The 21,440-nt window shown below is 67.2% G+C and carries 21 protein-coding genes; 18 read left to right on the top strand and 3 right to left on the bottom strand.

The window, feature by feature from the left end:
• Window positions 1–2,266, top strand: a 2,266-nt coding sequence (locus ABS41_RS06285) for a Tn3 family transposase (protein ID WP_290592018.1), incomplete at its 5' end; no start/stop codon positions are given.
• Window positions 2,267–2,272: 6 nt separating this feature from the next.
• Here ABS41_RS06285 and ABS41_RS06280 read toward each other — a convergent pair.
• The 3 genes from ABS41_RS06280 to ABS41_RS06270 are packed head-to-tail and all read right to left on the bottom strand — an operon-like array spanning window position 2,273 to window position 3,146.
• Complete coding sequence (locus tag ABS41_RS06280; RefSeq protein ID WP_096209250.1) at window positions 2,273–2,494, bottom strand: GDCCVxC domain-containing (seleno)protein; 222 nt, start codon at window positions 2,492–2,494, stop codon at window positions 2,273–2,275.
• On the bottom strand, window positions 2,487–2,780 hold the full coding sequence (locus ABS41_RS06275; RefSeq protein WP_231693833.1) for a cation transporter: 294 nt from the start codon (window positions 2,778–2,780) through the stop codon (window positions 2,487–2,489). Before ABS41_RS06275 ends, ABS41_RS06280 begins: the two co-directional genes overlap by 8 nt.
• A 9-nt stretch (window positions 2,781–2,789) precedes the next feature.
• Complete coding sequence (locus tag ABS41_RS06270) at window positions 2,790–3,146, bottom strand: mercuric transporter MerT family protein (RefSeq protein ID WP_231693832.1); 357 nt, start codon at window positions 3,144–3,146, stop codon at window positions 2,790–2,792.
• Window positions 3,147–3,152: 6 nt separating this feature from the next.
• Here ABS41_RS06270 and ABS41_RS06265 point away from each other — a divergent pair, with 6 nt between their 5' ends.
• The 17 genes from ABS41_RS06265 to ABS41_RS06185 all read left to right on the top strand — a co-directional run bounded on the left by ABS41_RS06265 (window position 3,153) and on the right by ABS41_RS06185 (window position 21,374).
• Window positions 3,153–3,611, top strand: coding sequence for a MerR family transcriptional regulator (locus ABS41_RS06265; RefSeq protein ID WP_290592009.1), 459 nt, complete (start codon window positions 3,153–3,155; stop codon window positions 3,609–3,611).
• A 3-nt stretch (window positions 3,612–3,614) separates the two neighbouring features.
• Complete coding sequence (locus ABS41_RS06260; protein ID WP_343123826.1) at window positions 3,615–4,148, top strand: efflux RND transporter periplasmic adaptor subunit; 534 nt, start codon at window positions 3,615–3,617, stop codon at window positions 4,146–4,148.
• A 30-nt stretch (window positions 4,149–4,178) separates the two neighbouring features.
• Entirely contained in the window at window positions 4,179–7,292 is a 3,114-nt protein-coding gene (locus ABS41_RS06255; protein ID WP_290592007.1) for a CusA/CzcA family heavy metal efflux RND transporter, read from the top strand.
• On the top strand, window positions 7,289–7,618 hold the full coding sequence (locus tag ABS41_RS06250; protein ID WP_290592005.1) for a P-II family nitrogen regulator: 330 nt from the start codon (window positions 7,289–7,291) through the stop codon (window positions 7,616–7,618). The genes ABS41_RS06255 and ABS41_RS06250 overlap by 4 nt, the downstream gene beginning before the upstream one ends.
• A 76-nt stretch (window positions 7,619–7,694) precedes the next feature.
• The gene (locus ABS41_RS06245; RefSeq protein WP_290592003.1) at window positions 7,695–9,695 is read left to right on the top strand and encodes a heavy metal translocating P-type ATPase; all 2,001 of its coding nucleotides are present in this window, start codon (window positions 7,695–7,697) and stop codon (window positions 9,693–9,695) included.
• Between the two features lie 344 nt (window positions 9,696–10,039).
• Window positions 10,040–10,378: a four-helix bundle copper-binding protein gene (locus ABS41_RS06240; protein WP_290592001.1), complete on the top strand. Its 339-nt coding sequence runs from the start codon at window positions 10,040–10,042 to the stop codon at window positions 10,376–10,378.
• Window positions 10,379–10,563: 185 nt separating this feature from the next.
• A complete protein-coding gene (locus ABS41_RS06235; protein WP_290591999.1) occupies window positions 10,564–10,962 on the top strand; it encodes a CopL family metal-binding regulatory protein in 399 nt (132 codons plus the stop codon).
• A 98-nt stretch (window positions 10,963–11,060) separates the two neighbouring features.
• The gene (locus ABS41_RS06230) at window positions 11,061–12,800 is read left to right on the top strand and encodes a TolC family protein (protein ID WP_290591997.1); all 1,740 of its coding nucleotides are present in this window, start codon (window positions 11,061–11,063) and stop codon (window positions 12,798–12,800) included.
• Window positions 12,797–14,128 carry a copper oxidase gene (locus ABS41_RS06225; protein WP_290591995.1) on the top strand — a complete coding sequence of 444 codons (1,332 nt, stop codon included), beginning with the start codon at window positions 12,797–12,799 and terminating at the stop codon, window positions 14,126–14,128. The genes ABS41_RS06230 and ABS41_RS06225 overlap by 4 nt, the downstream gene beginning before the upstream one ends.
• A 15-nt stretch (window positions 14,129–14,143) precedes the next feature.
• Window positions 14,144–14,902 carry a cytochrome c gene (locus ABS41_RS06220; RefSeq protein ID WP_290591993.1) on the top strand — a complete coding sequence of 253 codons (759 nt, stop codon included), beginning with the start codon at window positions 14,144–14,146 and terminating at the stop codon, window positions 14,900–14,902.
• 25 nt (window positions 14,903–14,927) lie between these two features.
• Window positions 14,928–15,464, top strand: a complete 537-nt coding sequence (locus ABS41_RS06215) for a nuclear transport factor 2 family protein (RefSeq protein ID WP_290591991.1) — start codon at window positions 14,928–14,930, stop codon at window positions 15,462–15,464.
• Between the two features lie 9 nt (window positions 15,465–15,473).
• A complete protein-coding gene (locus ABS41_RS06210; protein WP_290591989.1) occupies window positions 15,474–16,031 on the top strand; it encodes a DUF411 domain-containing protein in 558 nt (185 codons plus the stop codon).
• A gap of 89 nt (window positions 16,032–16,120) precedes the next feature.
• Window positions 16,121–18,388, top strand: a complete 2,268-nt coding sequence (locus tag ABS41_RS06205) for a heavy metal translocating P-type ATPase (protein WP_290592022.1) — start codon at window positions 16,121–16,123, stop codon at window positions 18,386–18,388.
• Between the two features lie 102 nt (window positions 18,389–18,490).
• Window positions 18,491–18,781: an EF-hand domain-containing protein gene (locus tag ABS41_RS06200; protein ID WP_290591987.1), complete on the top strand. Its 291-nt coding sequence runs from the start codon at window positions 18,491–18,493 to the stop codon at window positions 18,779–18,781.
• A 55-nt stretch (window positions 18,782–18,836) separates the two neighbouring features.
• Window positions 18,837–19,313, top strand: a complete 477-nt coding sequence (locus tag ABS41_RS06195; RefSeq protein WP_043799448.1) for an SgcJ/EcaC family oxidoreductase — start codon at window positions 18,837–18,839, stop codon at window positions 19,311–19,313.
• Window positions 19,314–19,320: 7 nt separating this feature from the next.
• The gene (locus tag ABS41_RS06190; protein WP_290591984.1) at window positions 19,321–20,601 is read left to right on the top strand and encodes a type II restriction endonuclease; all 1,281 of its coding nucleotides are present in this window, start codon (window positions 19,321–19,323) and stop codon (window positions 20,599–20,601) included.
• Complete coding sequence (locus ABS41_RS06185) at window positions 20,598–21,374, top strand: helix-turn-helix transcriptional regulator (RefSeq protein ID WP_290591982.1); 777 nt, start codon at window positions 20,598–20,600, stop codon at window positions 21,372–21,374. Before ABS41_RS06190 ends, ABS41_RS06185 begins: the two co-directional genes overlap by 4 nt.
• Window positions 21,375–21,440: the final 66 nt, after the last annotated feature.

Genomic DNA, 21,440 nt, shown 5'->3' with positions numbered 1-21,440 from the left:
CGGCAGCGAACGGCACCTGGCGGACGTGCCGGAACTCAAGCGCAAGCACTTCGCCGCCGAAGCCCGGGTACTGGACGCTGCCGAGTTGCGCGATTTCGGCCCGGCCAAACGACACGCGCTGCTGCTGTGCCTGATCCATCGCGCCCGGGTGCAGACCCGCGACGACCTAGCTGAGATGTTCATCAAACGCATGGGCAATCTCCACAACCGCGGCAAGGAGGAACTGGAGCGGCTGCGTGCGCGCTACCGCGAGAAGACCGAGGCCATCGTCGCCACGATGTCGGATGTGATCCAGGTGCTCGACCGTCACCCGGGCGACACCGACGCAGGACGGGAGATTCGCCGCCTGGTCAGCACGCGCGGGGGCGTCCAGACCCTGCAGGCTGACTGCGATGCCATCGCCGCCCACAGCGGCGACAACCACCTGCCGCTGCTGTGGCCGTTCTACAAGAGCCACCGCGCCACCATCCTGCGCATGGTGCGCATGCTGGACCTGGAATCCACCACCGAAGACCGTTCGTTGATCGACGCGATCGAGCTGATCCTGTCGCAGGAGCGTGCCCGCGGCGACTGGCTGGACGAACCGGTCGATCTGGCGTTCACGACCCAGCTCTGGCGAAAGACCATCACCCACCGCACCGAGCAGGGCGAGGAACGCATCCACCGCCGCCTGTTCGAGGTGTGCGTGTTCTCCTCACTGGCCAACGAACTGAAATCCGGCGACGTGGCCGTGCGCGGTTCGGAAACCTACGCCGATTACCGCGAGCAGTTGCTGCCCTGGGAGCAGTGCGAGCCGTTGCTGGACGACTACTGTCGCCAAGTGGGTTTACCGGCCTCCGCGGTGGGATTCGTCAATGCCTTGCAGTCCAAGCTGATGCAAGTCGCGGACCTGACGGATCAGGGTTACCTGGAGAACGGCCAGGTGATCATCGGCGACGACGGGTTTCCGGTGCTCAAGCGCCACAAGGCCAAGGACATGAGCAGCGGCGCTCGCGCCCTGGAGACCGCGATCCTCGACCGCCTGCGCGAGCGCAGTGTCATCGAGATCCTCTGTGACGTGGCGCACTGGACCCGCTGGCCGCGGCATTTCGGACCGCTGTCCGGGTCCGACACCAAGATCGACCAGCCCACCGAACGCTACGTGCTGACGGCGTTTACCTATGGTTGCAACCTCGGCCCGGCCCAGGCCGCACGGCATCTGCGAGGCGCTGCGTCGGCGCACATGCTGTCGTTCGTCAATCGCCGTCACGTGGATGCGAACAAGCTGGCAGCGGCCTGCCGCGACATCATCAACAGTTACGCCGGCCTGCAGCTTCCCAAATTCTGGGGCGATGGCAAGCGCGCCGCGGCCGACGGCACCAAGTACGACCTGTACGACCAGAACCTGCTGGCGTCGTACCACATCCGTTATGGCGGCTACGGCGGCATTGCCTATCACCATGTGTCCGACACCTACGTGGCGCTCTTCAGTCACTTCATCCCGTGCGGCGTCTGGGAAGCGGTGTACATCATCGACGGGCTGCTGAAGAACACCTCCGACATCCAACCCGACACCGTCCATGCCGATACCCAGGGTCAGTCGCTGCCGGTATTCGGGCTGTCGCACTTGCTGGGCATCCAGCTGATGCCGCGCATCCGCAACTGGCGCGACTACCGGTTCTTCCGTCCGGACGAGGACAGCCGCTACGAGCACATCGATGCGCTGTTCCGGGAAGATGTGGACTGGGACCTGATCGAGACCCACTGGAAGGATCTGATGCAGGTCGTGCTATCGATCAAGTCCGGCAAGATCGCGGCCTCGACGCTGCTGCGCAAGCTGGGCAACTACAGCCGCAAGAACCGCCTGTACCAGGCCTTCCGGGCACTCGGTGCTGCGGTGCGCACGTTGTTCCTGCTGCAATACATTTCCGATCGCGAGCTACGCGAACAGATCACGGCCTCCACCAACAAGGTCGAAGCCTATAATGGGTTTTCGAAGTATTTCTTCTTCGGCGGAGAGGGTGTGATCGCCGATAACGACCCGCTCGAACAGGAGAAGGCGGTCAAGTACAACGACCTGGTCGCCAACGCCGTCATCTTTCATAACGTGGTCGAACAGACCCGCATCATCAAGACGCTGATGCGAGCGGGTTGGAAGATCACCCCGGAGGACGTGGCGGCGCTCAGTCCCTACGTGACCAGCCACGTGAAGCGGTTCGGCGATTACCTGATCGACGTGGACGCGCTTCCGGAACCGTACGAAATCGAGCTGGCCCTGGCGGCGTAGCGTGGGTCAACCGGTACTGCCACAGCAGGGACTATGTTGCTGGATGGGCGGGCACGGTACCGTGCCGTAGGAACAGAACACGCAGCAATCGCCTGTTTTCGGGCGCAGGAGCGTGTGGCAGGCCGAGCACTCGTAAAAGAATTGGCACGCCGTAGTGGGCATGGTTTCGGTCGCCTGGTGCCCGCATGTCGGGCACGTGAGCGTGCTTTGCAACTGCACCTCAGCCACCGTTCGCTTTCGCCTTTGCAGTGGCTGGAAAACCGGCGTCGGTGATGGCCTTCGCGATGGCGGCCGCGTTGGTGCGCTCGGCATCGAATGCCACCGTCACGGTGGCGGCTCGGGTGTCAATACGCTTCGCCGTCACGCCCGGCACTGTATCCAATGCCTTTTCGATCGTGATGCTGCACGCCGGGCAGGTCATGTTTTCCACCTGCAGGACGACCCGCTTTGGAGTAGCCGCCCAAGCCAGGCCCATCCATGCCGTGAATACCAAACTGAGAAGAATCTTGCGCATGTGGGACTCCTACAGGAACCAGCCGATGTAGTAAGGAAAGAGCAGCAGCAGAGCGATCAGGCCGGTGGCGATCCATAGCCCGCGCCGGCGGCGTCGCAATCGCGAGGGATCGACGCAGGCGCCGTCAATGCGACAGCGCGAGGCCGGGCCATAGAGCATCCAGAACGCCCAGCCCAGGCACACCAACGTGGCCGCGCTGAACCACGGACGCCACGCGTCCAGGGCAGTGAGATTGGCGATCCAGGCACCGCTGATGCCCAACAGGACCAGCACCAGGGGCACGACACAACACACGGACGCGCCAATGGCCGCGACGGCGGCGCCCAAGAGGGCGGGCAACGAGGACTGGGCAGGACGTTGTGCCATGACCGCATGGTAATCTCCGTACCTAAGTACGGAGTCAAGTCGATGGCTGCTAGCGCAATGACGATCAGCCGGCTGGCCGCGGCCGCTGGCGTGCACGTCGAAACGGTCCGTTATTACCAGCGGCGAGGCCTGCTGCCGGAGCCTGAGCGCCCAATGGGCAGCGTCCGCCGGTACAGCCTCAACGAAGTCGGCCGACTTCAGTTCATTCGCAGAGCACAGGCGATGGGATTCAGTCTCGACGAGATAGCGGGGCTGTTGGAGGTCAAAGGCCAACGCGCTTGCGAGCAGACTCGGCGGCTGACCGAACAGAAATTGGCCGAGGTACGGCGGCGTCTGGATGAGCTACGACAATTGGAAGTCGACCTTGAGCATTTGGTGGAGGAGTGTCGCCACGTGGTGACAGGCGCACCGTGCCCGACGCTCGATCTTCTGGCGCAACCGGCCGAGAAGATAAATATCGGCTAAGTCATTGCACCGAAAGAATTATTTGAGTTCTGTGGGGCATTTTTACGCGTATCTCGGCTGAACCCCGTCGTGTGGGTCGATGCCACGCTGCCGGCCGAGCAGGCCCGGCGTATCGCCATCGACAGCACCGCGCAGGTGGTGCTGGGCCAGGTGCGACTGCCTGGCAAAGTGGTGCAGCGCGCCCACCGCACCTCCGAGAACACCCGCACCGCGCTGGTTCGGATTGAGGTTGCGAATGAGGGCGATCGCCTGCACGGCGGGGACTACGTCGAGGTCTACCTCGACGCCGGCGGTGGCAGCGACCCGCAACTGGCGGTGCCGACCCCCGCGCTGGTGCAGTTGGAGGGCGAGAAGGTGGTCTTCAAGGAGACCGACGGCGCTTTGGCGCCAGTGGCGGTCCGACCCGGTCCGGTCATCGGCGACCACACCGTCATCGCCGATGGCTTGTCCGTGGGCGATCGGGTAGTCGTGGAGGGCGCGTATGTGCTCAAGGCGCAGATGCTCAAGGCGCAACTGGGAGAAGGTCATGGTCATTGACGCCCGCGTCGTAGACGGCGGAGGTGCGCCATGCTGAACCGCCTGGTGGAGCTCTCCCTGCGCTACAAGTTCCTGGTTCTGATCATCTTTGCCGTCGTGGCCTTCCTGGGCCTGCGTGCCGTGCGCGATGTGCCCATCGACGCGTTCCCGGACGTGACCCCGGCCCAGGTGAACATCTACACCGAATCGCCGGGCCTGGCGGCCGAGGACGTCGAGTTGCTGCTCACCACGCCCGTGGAGTCGGCGTTGGCGGGTCTGCCCAAGGTGCAGGAAATCCGTTCGGTGAGCCTGTTTGGTCTGTCCTACGTGTCGGTCTACTTCGAGGACGACATGGAGATCTACTTCGCTCGCCAGCTGGTCAATGAGCGATTGCAGGAGATCGGCGACCGCCTGCCGGAGGGTTACGGAAAGCCCAGCATGGGCCCGAACAGCTCGGGCTTGGGCCAAGTGTTCTGGTACACCGTCGAGCGCGCCCCCGGGGTGAGCAAGGACCAGGTCACCGACATGGACCTGCGCACTTGGCAGGAGTGGACGGTCCGCCTGATCCTGCGTACGGCGCCGGGCGTGGACGACGTCAGTTCCTGGGGCGGCGGCGAGCGCGAGTACCAGGTCCGGATCGATCCGCAGCGGCTCTATGCCCGGGGCTTGGGCTTCGGCGATGTGATTGCGGCCCTGCCCGCCAACAATGGCCAGGTCGGCGGCAACGTGATGGACGTGGGTCGCGAGCAATACCTGGTGCGCGGCCTGGGCCTGCTGTCCTCGACCGAGGACATCGGCGCGATCGTGCTCAAGTCCGAGGACGGCGTGCCGGTGTACCTGCGCGACGTCGCCCGGATCATCGAGTCGCCGGCGCCGCGATTTGGCGCGGTGACCCGTGATGGCGAGGAAGTCGTGCTGGGCATGGCCCTGGCTCGCATCGGCGAGAACGCCAAGGACGTGGTGGAGGCCGTCAAGGCCAAGCTCGCGACCGTCCAGGACGCTTTGCCCGAGGGCATGGTGGTGCGTCCGATCTACGAGCGCACTGACCTGGTCAACAAGGCAGTGGGCACCGCAACCCGTGCCCTGATCGAAGGCTCGATCCTCGTGGCCATCGTGTTGTTCCTGTTCCTGGGCGAGTTGCGCTCGGCGCTGGTGGTGATCGTGACCCTGCCGCTGGCGATGCTGATGGCCTTTATCGGCATGGGCCAGTTCGGGCTATCGGCCAACCTCATGTCCCTGGCCGGCCTGGCGATTGGCATCGGCATGATGGTGGACGGCGCCGTCGTAATGGTGGAGAACGCCTATCGCATCATGGCCGAGCGCCACGCTCACGGCGAGAAGGTAGATCGGACCTCGGCAGTGCTGGCGGCGGCCAAGGAAGTGGCCAACCCCATCTCATTCGCCATCCTGATCATTATCGTGGTGTTCCTGCCGCTGTTCAACCTCGAGGGCCTTGAGGGCAAGCTGTTCAAGCCCATGGCCTTCACCATCGCGTTCGCGATGGCCGGCTCGATGTTGCTCAGCCTGACGCTGATCCCAGTGCTGGCGGCGATGATCCTCAAGCCCAAGGAAGAGAAGGACACGCGCCTGGTCGCCTTTCTCAAGCGGCGCTACCGCCCGCTGCTCGAGCGCGCCCTATCCGCCAAGCGCGCCGTGGTGATCACGGCCTCGGTGGCGCTCGTGCTGGCCCTGGGGCTGTTCCCGTTCCTGGGCAAGGAGTTCATGCCCCAGCTGCAGGAAGGCTCGATCATGTGGCGGGTGACGGGCATTCCCTCGACGTCCCTGGATGAGTCGATTCGCACCAGCAACGTCATCGCCGAGGCCTTCAAGAAGTTCCCCGAGGTCGAAACGACACTGGCCATGATCGGTCGCGCGGAAAAAGGCGAGACCGCCGACGTCAACTACATGGAGATCTACACCGCACTGACGCCCGAAGAGGACTGGACCACCGGGCGCTCGATCAAGCAGCTTGAGGAGGCCATGCAGGAGACGCTGGAGGAAGTCGTGCCCAATGTGGTGCCCGGCTACACCCAGCCGATCCAGATGCGCGTGGAGGAGTTGATCTCGGGTGTGCGTGCCACTCTGGCACTCAAGCTCTACGGAGAAGACCTGGCTGAGCTAGATCGACTCAGCGGACAGCTCAAGACGGTGCTGGCGGGTATCGATGGCGTCGCAGACCTCGCGCTCGAGGCTAACGTCGGCAAGCCGCAAATCCGCATCGAAGTCGACCGAGCGGAACTGGCTCGGCACGGCATGAACGCCGAGGAGGTGCTGACCATCGTGCGCAATGGTCTGGGCGGCGAGCCGGTCAGCGTCCTGCTGGACGGCGTGCGGCGGTTCGACATCTCCGTGCGGCTCGATGACAGCACGCGCAGTTCGGTCGAAGCGCTGCGACGGATCCCGCTCAAAGCCGCTTCGGGCGCGCTGGTCCCCCTGTCCGAGGTGGCCACCGTGTCCGTGGCCGAGGGCTATTCGTTCGTCCGACGTGAGCAGCTTCAACGCTACGCTGTGATCCAGATGGACGTACGGGGTCGGGACGTCGACGGCTTCGTGGCTGACGCCACCGCGGCGATCAAGGCGCAGGTGGACCTGCCGCCGGGCTATTGGATCGAGTGGGGCGGCGCGTTCGAGAACCAGCAGCGGGCGTTGGCCATGCTGAGCCTGATCGTGCCGATCACGATCTTCTTCATCTTCGTGCTGCTCTACACCGCGTTCAACTCGATCAAATTCGCGGCCCTGATCCTGGCCAACGTGCCGTTCGCGACCATTGGCGGCCTGCTGGCCCTGTTCCTGACCGGCCAGTACCTGTCGGTGCCCTCGGCCATCGGGTTTATCGCGGTGTTCGGCGTGGCCATGCTCAATGGCATCGTGCTCGTGAGCTTCCTCAACGAGCAGCGCGAACGGGGGATCTCGGTGCGTGAGGCGGTCCTGCAAGGCACCGCCCTGCGCCTGCGCCCGGTGCTGATGACCGCCAGCGTGGCGATCCTTGGCCTGGTCCCCATGCTGATCTCCAGCGGCGTGGGTGCCGAGACCCAGCGCCCGCTGGCCACCGTGGTGGTGGGCGGCCTGCTCAGCGCCACCCTGCTGACCCTGTTCCTGCTGCCCGTGCTCTACGAGTGGCTGGAAACCCGCGCCGAACGCAAGAACCCGGAGGTAACCCCATGAAGCGCATCACCGCCCTGCTGCACGCCCATCGGATGAGCGACATCGTGCATGCCTTGGAGGCCGCCGGTGAGCGACGGCTGAGCGTGGTCCAGGCCCGCGGCCTGCTGCGGGCCTCCAGCGCCCGCGAACAGGATTATTCCGTGGAGTTGGGAGAACGGGTCACCCAGGAGATCCAGCTCGATGTGTTCTGCGAGGACGAGCGAGTCGACGCCATCATTGCGTTGATCCGGCAGCACGGTCGCACCGGGCAGCTCAACGCCGGGTGGATCTTCACCAGTCCCATCGACGATGTGCTGCTGATCGACCGGGCGGATGTGCCGGGCTAGAAGAGCATACCGAAGGCAACCGGGCCGGCGCGCTCCATCGGGGCGCGCCGGCAGGCTCCCCATTGAGGAATGCCGCATGAGCGATACGACGCCACCCCCAGCCGCAAGAGCTGGACACATCCACGACCATGGCGGCGGAGGGCCCTGGGCCGGCCGCGCCGAAATCATGTTCTCCCTGGCCTCCGGCGCCTTCCTACTGGCCGGCTGGGCCTGGGGTCGAACACAGGGCGACGGCGCCACGGGCCCATTCATCCTTTTCTTGCTGGCGTATGCGGCCGGCGGATTCTTCACGGTCCGTGAAGCGATCGACAATTTGCAGCACCGTGAGCTGAAGATCGATTCCCTGATGATCGTCGCAGCCGCCGGCGCGGCGGTGCTGGGCCAATGGGCCGAGGGGGCGCTGCTGCTGTTCCTCTTTAGCTTGGGGCACGCGCTTGAGAACTACGCGATGGGCCGGGCCCGTCGCGCGATCGAGGCCCTGGCGGAACTGCGGCCGGAAACGGCGCTGGTGCGCCGCGGCGAGAAACTCGTCCCAGTGGCCGTGGACAGCCTGGTCATTGGCGACGTCGTGGTGGTCAAACCCGATGAGCGGGTAGCGGCGGACGGGTTCGTCGTCCTCGGCGAGAGCAGCATCGATCAGGCCGCCATCACGGGTGAGAGCGTGCCGGCAGATAAGCGGCCAGTCGCGGACGTGGCCAAGGCCAGGCAACACCCTGACGCGGTCGGCCCCGAGCATCGCGTCTTCGCCGGCACGATCAATCAAGGCAAGGTCCTCGAGATCGAAGTGACCCGTCTTGCCAGCCAGAGCACGCTGGCCCGAGTCGTCGAGCTGGTGCGCTCGGCGGAAAACCAGAAATCACCCACGCAGCTGTTCACGGATCGGTTCCAGAAGGTCTTCGTTCCGGCGGTGCTGGTGCTGGTGGGACTGCTCCTGTTTGCTGGATTGGTGGTAGACGAGCCGTTCAGCGCGACCTTGTATCGCGCGATGGCGGTGCTGGTCGCGGCCAGTCCCTGTGCCTTGGCCATTTCCACGCCCAGCGCCGTGCTCAGCGGCGTGGCGCGGGCGGCGCGGGGCGGCGTGCTGATCAAGGGCGGCGGACCGCTGGAGCGGCTGGGCGTCCTGCACGCCCTGGCGTTCGACAAGACCGGCACGTTGACCGAAGGCCGGCCACAGGTGACGGGCGTTGTCCCGGCGGATGGCGTAACGACGCAAGAACTGTTGAGCGTCGCAATTGCCGTGGAGCGCCTGAGTGACCATCCCTTGGCCGCCGCCGTGGTGCGCGATGGCCTGGTTCGACTAGGCGCGCATCCGGTCCCGGTGGCGACCGATCTCGAAAGTCTCACCGGCCGCGGCCTGAAGGCGATCGTCGCCGGCGAGACCGTACATCTGGGCAAGAAGAGCCTGTTCGATGAAGTCGGCGGTGCAGCGGTACCCGCCGTCCTCAAAACCCGGGTGCTGGACATGGAGCATCAAGGCCGGACGGTGTTCGTCGTACGACAGGGAAACCGGTATCTGGGCGCGGTCGGCTTGATGGACACGCCGCGAGAAGCTGCCAAGGCGGTGATGGCCCGACTGCGTGAGCTCGGCATGACCCGACTGGTGATGCTCTCCGGCGACAACCAACGCGTCGCCGATGCGATCGCCGCCAGCGTGGGCATCGACCGGGCCTATGGCGACCTCATGCCCGAGGACAAGGTCAAGGCGATCCAGGCGCTGCGCGCCGAAGGCGAGGTCGCCATGGTGGGGGATGGGGTCAACGATGCCCCCGCCCTGGCCAGCGCGTCGGTCGGCATCGCGATGGGTGCCGCGGGCTCCGACGTCGCGCTGGAGACGGCGGACGTCGCGCTGATGGGCGACAAACTGGAGCACTTGCCATTTGTTGTCGGGCTGAGCCGGCAAACCCGGCGCATCATCCGTCAGAACTTGTGGGCCAGCCTCGGCATGGTGGCTATCCTGATTCCGGCGACCATTTTGGGCATGAAGATGGGCGTCGCTGTCCTCTTCCACGAAGGGTCGACTCTCCTCGTAGTAGCGAATGCGTTGCGTCTGCTTGCCTACCGTGATCCTGTCCCATGAAGGGCCGCCCTCGGTTGGCAACAGGTGCGCCCTCGGTTGGTGATTTTCCTGTCCCGTGCCGCGCCCTGCTTTGCGATATCCCCCTTCGATGCAGGCGTGGGCGGCGTTTTCCTCGCCGACACGCTCTCGCCTGAAATGCGAACTGTGTGTAGGGCCGATGGAGCGGGCAACTTGCGCGGTCATCGCGGCGCGGGGTGGGCAATCTGCACGGCGTGACCCCACAGAATGCCAATACAGTGCCTTCTCGCAAGGGGCCGGGCTTGGCACTGAACTTGCTTGATCTGCAATACGGGTCGTCTGATCCAGGACCCGTCCCCCTGACCCATCGTTAAGGAGCCCCCCCCATGCAACACGTATCCTCCGAAATGCAGGCCTGTATCCGCAGCTGCCTGGACTGCTATCAGCACTGCCAGCACACCGCCCTGACCACCTGCTTGGAGAAAGGTGGTGAGCACGTGGCGCCGGACCATTTCCGCCTGATGATCGACTGCGCCGAGGCGTGTCGGGCCGCTGCCGCACTGATGATCAACCACTCGCCGTATCACGCCGAGTTCTGCCGTGTGTGCGCGCAGATCTGCCGCGATTGTGCTGCCAGCTGCGACGGTCTGGACGGCATGGAGGCGTGCGTGCGCGCCTGCCGGGAGTGCGCACAAGCCTGCGAGGCGATGGCGGCGTCGCCCTGAACGACGTCCCTGCGCGGTAAAACTTCCCAAGCCGGGTAACCCGTTCCTTCGGCCCCACGCGGGCCGGGGAACATCGGCGAACCGCTCCGCCCGGGGAACTTTTTGGCTCCAATGGCGGTCTAGACCGCATCTTCCCCAGTTCTGGGGTGTATCCCATCGCTTTTTTCTGGGTGTAGACTCCGGCCATGTCCCTGCTGCGCACCGTCGGCCACCTGCTGCTCGCTTTGGCGTTGATCGCCAACGCCGGGCTGCCGTCGGTCGCGTCCGCGGTCGATCATGCCGCGCACCAGAGCGCGGAGGTGGACCAGGACATGGCGGCGGCGGGGCATTCGATGGCCGACGGCGACATGGCGTCGTGCCATGACGAGGCCGCCGTGACGCCCGTCGTGCCCAGCCCTGACTCGCCGCTGGATTGTTGTGACGGCGGGACCTGGACCTGCAGCTGCCTGCATCATGCGCCGGTCGTCGTGATCACCGACGCCCCGTGGGCGGTTTCCCCCTATCGCTGGGTGGCCCAATTGGGCCGCCTGGCGTCGGTCCCGGCCGCGCCCTCGGCGCCGGCCATCCGACCTCCGATCGCCTAAGCCCTCCCGGCGGATCTTGATCCGCCCCATTCGCTCGACCCGGCATCCGGGTCGTGTTGCCCGTGGCCTGTCGCCGCGGGTGCCTTGGAGGGTTTCCCATGACTGTACGTTTCCGCCCGGCCGCGCTGACCGTGGCTCTGAGCGTGGCCCTGACCGGCTGTGCTTCTCTGGCCTCGCGCCCCGGTGACACCGACATCAATGCCCTGCTGGCCGAACGACGTGGCCCGCAGGTCGAGTGGTCCGCGGTGGGCCAACCGCCCCCAGAACGCCAGGCCATCGACCAGTGGCTCGGTGCGCCGATGACCGCGGAGGCGGCGGTGCGGGTTGCCATGCTGCGCAGTCCCCGCCTCCAGCAAGAATATGCGCGGCTGGGCCTGGCCCGGGCCGACGTGCTCGAGGCCGTGCAGGTGGCCAACCCCACCCTCTCGCTCTCCCGGTCCTATCTGGACCCGGGCAGCGGCTACAACCGCCTGGCGGGGCTGACCCTACCGCTGGCCGACCTGCTGGTGTTGCCGGTGCGCACCCGCCTGGCCCGCGCCGAGTACGAGCGCGCCAAGCTCGAGATCGCCGGCGCGGTCCTGAACGTGGCGGCCGACGTGGAAGCCGCCTGGTACACCTATGTGGGTGCCCAGCAAGTCGCGGATATGCGCACCGCGGTGGCCGGCGGCGCCGATGCCGCGGCCGAGCTGGCGCAACGCTTCTTTGATGCTGGCAATATCAGCGAGCTGCAGCTCAAGCAGGAACAGGCCGCCGCCAGCGAGGCGCGCATCATCGCTGCCCGGGCCCGTGCCGATGCCGGCCGGGCCCGTCTCGCCCTCAACACCCTGCTGGGCCTCAGCGGCGAAGATGCGGCCTGGGCGACCAGCGATCGCTTGCCCATGCCGGTGAGCGCCGAAGACGACCCCCAGCAGTTGGCGGAACTGGCGCGCACGTCCAGCCTGGAATTGCTCGCGGCCCGCCAGCAGGCCGATATCCTGGTCGATGCGCTGGGCGTTACGCGCAAGCTGCGCTGGCTGGGCGGCAGCGAGATCGGCTACGAGCGCGAACGCGATGCCGACGGCTCGCGCCTTCGCGGCCCGACGCTGGACCTGGAACTCCCCATTTTCAACCAGGGCCAAGCCAAGCTGGCGCGGGCCGAAGCCCTGCTGGCCCGGGCCCGTGCCCGGGTGGCCACGGCAGAGCTCGGCGTCGACAACGCGGTGCGCCTGGGAGCCGAACAGGTTCGCGAACTGAGCCAAGTGGTGGCGATCCACCGCGACGCCCTGATTCCGCAGCGCGAAAAGGTGGTCGAGCGCAGCCAGCAGGAGCAGAACTTCATGCTCATCGGCGTGTTCGAGCTGATCCAGGCCAAGGTGCAGGAATACAACGCCTACGAGAGCTACCTCGAGGCCGTGCGCGATTACTGGTTGGCGCGTGTGGAGTTGATGCGGGCCGTGGGCCAGCGCCTGCCTAGCGATGCCGCCATCGGGGAGCGCACCCCCAGCGTGCAGGACATCCTGACGCCGTCCGCCGAGGAGGCGATGCCGGGCATGGACCATAGCGGCCACGACATGTCGTCGATGCCCGCTGCGCCTGCCGGTGCGATGGAGGGTATGGACCACAGCGGTATGGACATGCCAGCGACGCCGGATGCGCCGGCGGCCCCCGCCGACGCGATGGACGGCATGGACCACGGCGGCATGGACATGCCCGCAACACCGCCCGCGGCGACGCCGACACCGGTGGATCACTCCCAACACGGTGCGCCGCCGGCGTCCCCCGCATCGCCGACCGACGATGAGAAGGAAACCGAGGACGACACCCCACCCGACCACAGCGCCCACGGAGACACCCCATGAAGATCACACGACGCGACATCCTGCTGGGCGCCGGGGCCGGTCTGGTCACGACGGCCGCGACCGGCATGGCCCGCGCCCAGAGCCAGGGCCACGACATGAGCCAGATGAAAGAGCCCGCTGCGCCGGCGGAGGCGCCGCCCGTCTCCCGCCCGCGAGCCGGCAAGGTACGCACGCTCAACGGCTGGACCCTGCCCTACCGCATGAACGGCGGCGTCAAGGAGTTCCACCTGGTCGCCGAGGAGTTCGAGCACGAGTTCGCGCCCGGTTCCAAGGCGATCTGCTGGGGCTACAACGGCTCCACGCCGGGGCCGACCATCGAGGCGACCGAAGGGGACCGGATCCGCATCTTCGTGACCAACCGCTTGCGCGAAGCCACCACCATCCATTGGCATGGCCTGATCCTGCCCAGCGGCATGGACGGCGTGGGCGGCCTGAACCAGCCGCAGATCAAGCCTGGCGAGACCTTCGCCTACGAGTTCACGCTCCAGCAGCACGGCACCCACATGTACCACCCGCATGCCGACGAAATGGTGCAGATGGCGATGGGCATGATGGGCCTGTTGATCATCCACCCCAAGCGCGGCGAGACGGTGCCGATCGATCGCGACTACGCCTTCCTGCTGCACAACTTCGCGCTGCACCCGGGCACCCGTCGCCCGGACCCGGCGATCATGCAGGACTTCGACTTGTGGACGTTTAACTCCAAGGTCTTTCCAGCGATTGAGCCAATCGTAGCGCGCACCGGTGAGCGGGTGCGCATTCGTATCGGCAACCTGAGCATGTGGAACCATCCGATCCACCTGCACGGCGTGCAGTTCCACATTACGGGCGGCGACGGTGGCCGCTTGCCGCGCTCGCAATGGCGCACGGAGGTCACCGAAATCGTCGGGGTTGGCCAGATGCGCGATATCGAGTTCACCGCGGTGCCGGGCGACTGGGCGTTCCACTGCCATATGTCGCACCACACGATGGGACCGATGGGACATGACATCCCGAACACCATCGGGGTGGACCAGCGCGGCGTGGAGGCGAAGATCCGCCAGATGCTCCCGGGCTACATGGCCATGGGCGAAGACGGCATGGGCGAGCACCAGGACCATACCGATGGCGGCATGGCCGGCCCCCCAAACACGTTGGCGATGATGGCCGGCAAGGGCCCGTTCGGAAACATCGAGATGGGCGGCATGTTCACCGTGGTCAAGGTGCGCGATGACCTGGCGCCGGGCGATTTCAGCGACCCGGGCTGGTACCGCAATCCTGCCGGCTCCGTCGCCCGGCGCGTCAGCAACGATCCCGCGTTCGGCAACCCGCCCCGTCGCCCCCGCTAACCAGGAGATCCGCAAATGTCCCTTATCAAGAGTGGTTTGATTCTCGTGGGTTTCGGTGCTGCGGCTGTGGCCGGCGGCATCTACTTTGGCGCCGTGCACCCCGGCGCCGATGAACCGCACTCGGCGGTCGTCTTCAAGCTGATCGAAACGGCGCGGGACCGCGCCATCGCCGTACGCGCCCACGACGTCACCGTGCCCGCACTGGGGGAGGCGGCCCAGCTCAAATCCGGTGCGGGCAACTACGCCGCCATGTGCACCACCTGCCACCTCGCGCCGGGCATGGCCCCCACCGAGCTCAGCCAAGGCCTGTATCCCGCGCCGCCAAACCTGACCCAGCTGGGGGCGCCCGATCCCGCCCGCGCGTTCTGGGTCATCAAGCACGGCATCAAGGCCTCGGGCATGCCTGCCTGGGGCAAGAGCATGTCGGACGAGTACATCTGGAACATGGTCGCCTTCCTGCAACGGATGCCGACGATGTCGCCCGAGCAATACCAGGCCCTGGTGGCCAGCAGTGGCGGCCATGACCATGGCGGCGGCGAGAGCATGCCGCACGACGACACGATGCCGGCGATGGAAGGCATGAACAGCGGCAGCGGCGACCATCACGGCGAGGCGGCCCCGGCGGCGCACGACGACACCGGCTCGGCGCCCCACGCTCACGATGCCCCGGCGCCCGCGCCCGCACCGCACGACGATGCCGGTGCGCCGCCCCACGACCACGACACGCCCGCGCCGCCGCACGACGATGCCGGCTCGCCGCCGCATGACCACTGACCCCTCTCTGACAGGACCCACCACCATGAAGCGTATTGCCACCCTTGCTGTCTTTTCCCTCGCCGCCGCCGGTAGCCCCGCCTTTGCCGATGGCCCGGCCACCCCGCCCCACGCCCACGACACGTCCACCACCCAGGCTCCCGCCGGTCCGGTGCTGAACATTCCGGCGCAGGCGCAGCCCGCCGTCGCCGCCGTCGAACGGTTCTCCACCGCGCTGGTCGCGGGCCAGCTCGACGCCGCCGGCGCCGAGCTCGACCCGAACGTGCTGATCCTGGAGAGCGGCGGCGCCGAACGCTCGGCCGCCGAGTACCTGGGCGGCCATGCCAAGGGCGACGCGGCCTTCCTCAAGACCGCCCATATCCAGTTACTGCGTCGCACCGCGCAGGTCAGCGGCGATCTGGCCTGGGTGGCCAGCGAGAGCGAACTGCACCTGAGCAAGGACGGCCAGCCGGTCACGGTGCTCAGCACCGAAACCATGCTCGTCCAGCGCTCGGACGCGGGCTGGAAGATCGTCCACATCCACTGGTCCTCGCGCACGAAAGCGCCAGGCGATCATCACTAGGAGGTCGCCATGCGCCGGTTTACTTCGATCTTGACCACCGTGGCGCTGCCGCTGGCCCTCGCCTCGTGCGAGGGCCGCAAGGACCCGCCGCCGGAAGCCTTCGGCCCCCACGTGGTGGCGACTCCGGCTGCGAGCGTGACGCCAATGCGGGCGGATGACACCTCCGCGCCCCATGTCGCCGAGCGCCCCACGGCGTTGCCGCCGATCACGATGCACAAGGACCCCTACTGTGAGTGCTGCAGCTTGTGGGCCCGGCATGTCGAGGGCGCCGGCTTCCCGGTGAGCGTGGTCGTGAATCGCGACATGGACGCCATCAAGCGGACGGTGGGCGTTCCTGCGGGCAAGGGCTCCTGCCATACGGCGCAGGTGGCCGGTTACTTCATCGAAGGCCATGTGCCGGCCGAGGACATCCACCGACTGCTGGCCGAGCGTCCCGACGCCCGCGGCCTGTCCGCCCCGGGCATGCCGATCGGCTCCCCCGGCATGCCGGGTCCGCCGCGCCCCTACACCGTGTACCTGATTGGCAAAGACGGCAGCAGCACGCCCTTTAGCCAACACGGTCATTGACCGGAGTCGCCCTCATGACCACCCACGCCAGCCATCCCCCGCCGTCGGCAACGACGCCTACCGAGCAGCCCCGCGATCCGGTTTGCGGCATGTTCGTCGCCGGCCCGCTGTTCGTGCTGCACGCGGACACCCGCTACCACTTTTGCTCGGAGCGCTGTCGCCAGAAGTTCCTGGCCGACCCGGCACGCTATCTGGCGCCCGATGCGCCGAAAGAAGGGATGACGCCAACGCCGGTCTCGCCGGTCGCGGCCGTGCCGGGCGCTCGCTACACCTGCCCGATGCACCCGGAGATCGTCCAGGACGGACCGGGCACCTGCCCCAAGTGCGGCATGGCGCTCGAGCCGATGCTGCCCTCGTTAGAGGAAGACGAGAACCCGGAGCTGGCTGACTTCACCCGCCGCTTCTGGAGCACCTTGCCCGCCACACTCATGGTGCTGACCCTCGCCATGTTCGGCCACCAATGGGATGGCATGGACGCGACCACGCGCAGCTGGCTTGAGTTGGCGCTCGCGACGCCGGTGGTGTTGTGGGCCGGCTGGCCGTTCTTCGTGCGCGGGCTCGCTTCCGTCCGCACCCGGAACCTGAACATGTGGACGCTGATCGGGACCGGCGTGGCGGCCGCGTACGGCTACAGCGTCGCGGCCACCATCGTGCCGGGCTGGTTCCCCGCCTCGTTCCAGGAGCACGGTCGCGTCGGGGTCTACTTCGAAGCGGCGGCGGTCATCGTGTCCCTGACTTTGCTGGGCCAGCTGCTCGAGCTCAAGGCACGTTCGCAGACCTCGGCGGCCATCAAGGCGCTGCTGCGGCTGGCGCCCAAGACCGCCCGTCGCATCAACGCCGACGGCGGCGAGGAAGACATTCCCCTGAGCCACGTTCACGTCGGGGACCGCCTGCGGGTGCGCCCGGGTGAGACCGTGCCGACCGACGGCGAGGTGGTGGCGGGACGCTCGAGCGTGGACGAGTCCATGCTCACGGGTGAACCCATGCCGGTGGGCAAGAACCCGGGCGACCGGGTCATCGGCGCGACCCAGAACACGACCGGCAGCCTGGTGATCGTGGCCGACAAGGTCGGCGCCGACACGGTGCTCAGCCAGATCGTGCAATTGGTCGCCAACGCCCAGCGCTCGCGGGCGCCCATGCAGCGCATGGCCGACACGGTGTCGTTCTGGTTCGTGCTGGCGGTGTTGGCGATCGCCTTGGCGACCCTGCTGGTCTGGGGCTTGTTCGGCCCCGAGCCGTCGTGGGTGTATGGCGTGCTCAATGCCGTGGCGGTGCTGATCATCGCCTGCCCCTGCGCCTTGGGCCTGGCGACACCGATGTCGATCATGGTGGCCACGGGACGCGCTGCCAGCGGCGGCGTCTTGTTCCGTGATGCCGAGGCGATCGAGAACCTGCGCAAGATCGATACCCTGATCGTCGACAAGACCGGCACCCTGACCGAAGGACGGCCGCGCTATCGGGACACGGCCGCCTTGCCGGGTTTCAGTCCCGCCGAAGTCCTGCGATTGGCCGCCAGCCTCGACCAGGGCAGCGAGCATCCCCTCGCCGCGGCCATCGTGACCGAAGCCCGCGACCGCGGCTTGGCGCTGTCGGTTCCGGACGCGTTCGAGTCGGCCAGCGGCATTGGCGTGCGCGGCCGCGTCGATGGCCGGGCGCTGGCGCTGGGCAACCGGACCCTGATGGCCGAAGAAGGGGTGGAGGTGACCGTCCTGCAGGGCGCCGCCGAGCGGCTGCGGGCCGAGGGCGCCAGTGTGATGTTCTTGGCGGTTGATGGCCGCATCGCCGGCCTGCTGGCGGTGTCCGATCCCATCAAGGAATCCACGCCCGAGGCGCTCGCCCAACTGCGCGCCGCCGGTCTGCGGCTGATCATGGCCACGGGCGATGGCGAAACGACGGCCCAAGCGGTGGCCCAGGCCCTGGGCATCACCGAGGTGCATGGCGAAGTGCGGCCTCAAGACAAGGCCGACCTGGTGGCGAATCTCAAAGCCCAAGGCCGACGCGTGGCGATGGCGGGCGATGGCATCAACGATGCCCCGGCGCTGGCCCTGGCCGATGTCGGTATCGCGATGGGCACGGGCACGGACGTGGCGATGAACAGTGGCCAGGTGACCCTGGTCAAGGGCGACCTGCGCGGCATCGTCCGGGCCCGGCAGATCTCCGAGGCCACGGTGGCCAACATGAAGCAAAACCTGGGCTTTGCCTTCCTCTACAACGCGCTGGGCGTGCCGATTGCGGCCGGCGTGCTCTATCCGATGTTCGGCCTGCTGCTCAGCCCGATGATCGCGGCCTTGGCCATGAGCCTGAGCTCGGTCTCGGTGGTGATCAACGCGCTGCGTCTGCGCACGAACGAGCCGTGACGACTTTTTGCCTGGCTGCTGCGGCGGCGCAGGCATCCCGGACCGGTGGGGGTTGGGACAACCACCGGTTCGCTTCTTTTGTCCCCCCAAAGAGATTTCCCCATGAAACGTCTGCTTCCGCTCGCTGTCGCCCTGCTCATCGCCGCTCCGCTCGCTTGGGCCGACGACAAGGGTCACGACCACATGGCCGCCAAGAACGGCCGGCCCCAGCCGCACGACATGGCCGCCATGTCCGCGGAAGAGTTCGCCAAGCTCGACGCCGACAAGAATGGTCAGCTCAGCCGCACGGAACTGCCCAAGGAACACAAGCTCGCTGCGCACTTCGACATGCTCGACACCGACAAGAACGGCACCCTCTCGGCCGCCGAGTTCGCCAAAGGCAACGGCATGTGAGGTTTCGCCCGGGGCGGCCTTGGCCGCCCCGGCCACTGGAGGCAAGGAGAGCGCAATGACACGATTCTGGACGGGCCTGGCGGCCCTGCTGCTGGCCGGTGCGACGATGGCGGCCCCCGCCGCCGCAGCCTCGGACGACACCGCCGCGATCAAGGCGGTGCTGGCGACTTACAAGACGGCGCTCGAGCGCCGAGACCTGACGGGGGTGGACGCCCTGTTTGCCGAGCGCAACGAAGTGATTGAATCGGGCAAGGTCGAAGGCTCCTATGCCGATTACGTCACGCATCACATTGGCCCGGAACTGGGCCATATCCAACGTTTCACCTTCGACGACTATGCCGTGACGGTCGAGCAGGCCGGCGACATCGCCTGGGCCACGGAGACCTACCGCTACACGATCGTGCTGCCCGATCGCGCAGACCCCATGGTGCGTCAGGGCGTGGCCACGACGGTGCTCGAGCGGCGGGAGGGAGCCTGGAAGATCCGCGCGATGCACAGCTCCTCGCGTGCGCCAAAGCCCGCGGCGCCATGAGGCGTCCGTGACGCAGGCCCTGGTGATGCCCGACCTGACCTTGGCCCTGGAGCATTGGCGCCAGGATCCGGGCGGGACCTATCGCACCTGGTTTCTGTGGGAGGAGCGGATCAAAAACTTCCGCTCGATCCGGCGGGGCCTGCAGGCGGTCGTGCAGGAGATCGAGGCCGGTACGTTCGGCACCGCCTACCGCGGCTCCACGTTGGAGACCGTGGTCTCGGCCGTCGCCGAGCAGCGTCAGATCTTCAAGGGCGCCGATCACGCCTTCTTATGGAAGCCCAAGCTGCGGATCCCCGACATCTACGAGAGTCCCGACAACCAGCGCACGTTCGGTCGTTTCCTGCACGCCTGCGATTGCTGCGACGACGAGGCCGGCGTGCTGTGGGCGATCCAGGCGCTGGACGATTGCCGAATCAAGGGTCTGGGCCCGGCGGCCGCCAACCTGCTCTACTTCCTGCACCCGACCTTGGTCACCCCGTTCAACACCGCGATCGTCAAGGGCTACAACGCCGTGACCGGGGCGCGGGTCAAGCTGGGCCGCTGGGACGAGTACCTCGCCATGCGCCGCGGCGTGCTCGCACTGAACCAGCGCTACCGGACGCGGCTGTCGAATGATCTGGGCGCGATTGCCGGGTTCCTGTTTGACGTGGGCTCGGGCCGGCTGCCGCTGCCGACCGCCGAGGTCAACGCGGCGGCGTGGGCAGCCGATCTGGCCCGTGTCCGCAGCGATGCCGCGGCCGAGCGGCGCCGTGCCGCCGAGGCGGCCGAGGATCGCTCGCATACCCAGGTCCAGGGGTGGCTGCGGGACCTGGGTCGGGCCCTGGGCTATCAGGTGTGGGTCGCCAGCAATGATCGCGGGCGCGCCTACAACGGCGGCCGGTTGGCCGAGGGGTGCCTCGAGAGCCTGCCGGCGGCACTGGAGGCCTCCTTGGCCGTGGACACGATCCGGCTGATCGATGTGTTGTGGATCGAGCCCGAGGGGCGGGTGGCCGCCGCGTTCGAGGTCGAGCACAGCACCAGTCTGTACTCGGGCATCGTGCGCATGCTCGATCTCGCCCTGGGCGCGACCGATGGCCTGGCCGGGCGCTACTTCCTGGTGGCGCCAGACCGGCGCGAGGCCGATGCCCGGGCGCAGTTCGCCCGGCCCGCGTTCCAGCGCGTGCTGGACCTGGACCTGCGCTTTCTCGCCTACAGCGATCTGGCCGAGCACCGCGAATCCATGGCGCGGTTCGGGCAAGGACTGCGCCCGCTCGATGCCCTCGCCCGCCCATTGCGGGGTCCGGGTTGAGCGCGGACCTGACCCCGTTGGATCGCCGGCGGCCGCGCACCCCCTGGCGTGGCGGCGCCTTGATGGGCGCAGGTTGGGCAACGTTCGCCGGCGCCGTGGGCGACAACCGGGACCATGCCCACCACGCGCTTCAGTTGGTGGTCGGCGAGGCCGCAGACGTCGTTGTCTGGATCCGTGGCCGGGGCGAGGTCCAGGCACCCGCGGTGCTGCTCGACGCGGACGTCGTGCATCGACTCCACCCCGGACCGGCGCGGTTGCTGTATTTGGACCGGGAATCGCAGGCTGGCCGCCTGTTGTCACCCACCTGCGTGGCCGGCGCCCGGGGCTTGACCTCGGCAGAACGACACGCGGTGCTCGACGCCTGGCCGCATCCTTCCCGTCTGGCCTTGGGGCCCGTGCTGGCGGCCTTGGGTCAGGACCTACCGGCGGTTCCCCCCGCGGAGGGCTCCGATGACCGCGTCCAGCGCGTGCTGGACTCCTTGGTTACCCGGACGACATGGGAGGGCACGTTGACGAGCTTGGCCGCGGAGGCCGCTATCTCCCCCAGCCGCTTCCGACATCGCGTGCGGGAACTGATTGGCATGCCGCTGCGGCCCTATCTGCGCTGGCTCCGCCTGCGGCAGGCCCTGACGCTGGCGGCCAGGGGCGAGAGCCTGACGCGAGCGGCCCAGGACGCCGGATTCGCCGATGCCGCCCATCTGACCCGGACCATGCAGCGGCACTTCGGGGTGGCCCCGAGCGATGTGATCCACGCGCTGCGGCAAGGTGGCTGAAGCCCCCAGGTCAGCCGGTTTGTTCAAGCCGCCCGACTGCGCCACGTCGATGATGTCGGTCATGGG

The organism is Arenimonas sp. SCN 70-307 (assembly GCF_001724815.1).
GTDB lineage: Bacteria > Pseudomonadota > Gammaproteobacteria > Xanthomonadales > Xanthomonadaceae > Arenimonas.
This window is presented reverse-complemented; position numbering and strand designations above follow the sequence as displayed.

What these genes read in the sequence shown, in the direction of transcription:
- ABS41_RS06230 (WP_290591997.1), top strand. Translation starts at nt 11,061, where the DNA reads ATGACTGTACGTTTCCGCCCGGCCGCGCTGACCGTGGCTCTGAGCGTG.
- ABS41_RS06220 (WP_290591993.1), top strand. Translation starts at nt 14,144, where the DNA reads ATGTCCCTTATCAAGAGTGGTTTGATTCTCGTGGGTTTCGGTGCTGCG.
- ABS41_RS06265 (WP_290592009.1), top strand. Translation starts at nt 3,153, where the DNA reads ATGGTAATCTCCGTACCTAAGTACGGAGTCAAGTCGATGGCTGCTAGC.
- ABS41_RS06225 (WP_290591995.1), top strand. Translation starts at nt 12,797, where the DNA reads ATGAAGATCACACGACGCGACATCCTGCTGGGCGCCGGGGCCGGTCTG.
- ABS41_RS06275 (WP_231693833.1), bottom strand. Translation starts at nt 2,780, where the DNA reads ATGCGCAAGATTCTTCTCAGTTTGGTATTCACGGCATGGATGGGCCTG.
- ABS41_RS06235 (WP_290591999.1), top strand. Translation starts at nt 10,564, where the DNA reads ATGTCCCTGCTGCGCACCGTCGGCCACCTGCTGCTCGCTTTGGCGTTG.
- ABS41_RS06210 (WP_290591989.1), top strand. Translation starts at nt 15,474, where the DNA reads ATGCGCCGGTTTACTTCGATCTTGACCACCGTGGCGCTGCCGCTGGCC.
- ABS41_RS06270 (WP_231693832.1), bottom strand. Translation starts at nt 3,146, where the DNA reads ATGGCACAACGTCCTGCCCAGTCCTCGTTGCCCGCCCTCTTGGGCGCC.
- ABS41_RS06195 (WP_043799448.1), top strand. Translation starts at nt 18,837, where the DNA reads ATGACACGATTCTGGACGGGCCTGGCGGCCCTGCTGCTGGCCGGTGCG.
- ABS41_RS06240 (WP_290592001.1), top strand. Translation starts at nt 10,040, where the DNA reads ATGCAACACGTATCCTCCGAAATGCAGGCCTGTATCCGCAGCTGCCTG.
- ABS41_RS06245 (WP_290592003.1), top strand. Translation starts at nt 7,695, where the DNA reads ATGAGCGATACGACGCCACCCCCAGCCGCAAGAGCTGGACACATCCAC.
- ABS41_RS06205 (WP_290592022.1), top strand. Translation starts at nt 16,121, where the DNA reads ATGTTCGTCGCCGGCCCGCTGTTCGTGCTGCACGCGGACACCCGCTAC.
- ABS41_RS06255 (WP_290592007.1), top strand. Translation starts at nt 4,179, where the DNA reads ATGCTGAACCGCCTGGTGGAGCTCTCCCTGCGCTACAAGTTCCTGGTT.
- ABS41_RS06200 (WP_290591987.1), top strand. Translation starts at nt 18,491, where the DNA reads ATGAAACGTCTGCTTCCGCTCGCTGTCGCCCTGCTCATCGCCGCTCCG.
- ABS41_RS06215 (WP_290591991.1), top strand. Translation starts at nt 14,928, where the DNA reads ATGAAGCGTATTGCCACCCTTGCTGTCTTTTCCCTCGCCGCCGCCGGT.
- ABS41_RS06250 (WP_290592005.1), top strand. Translation starts at nt 7,289, where the DNA reads ATGAAGCGCATCACCGCCCTGCTGCACGCCCATCGGATGAGCGACATC.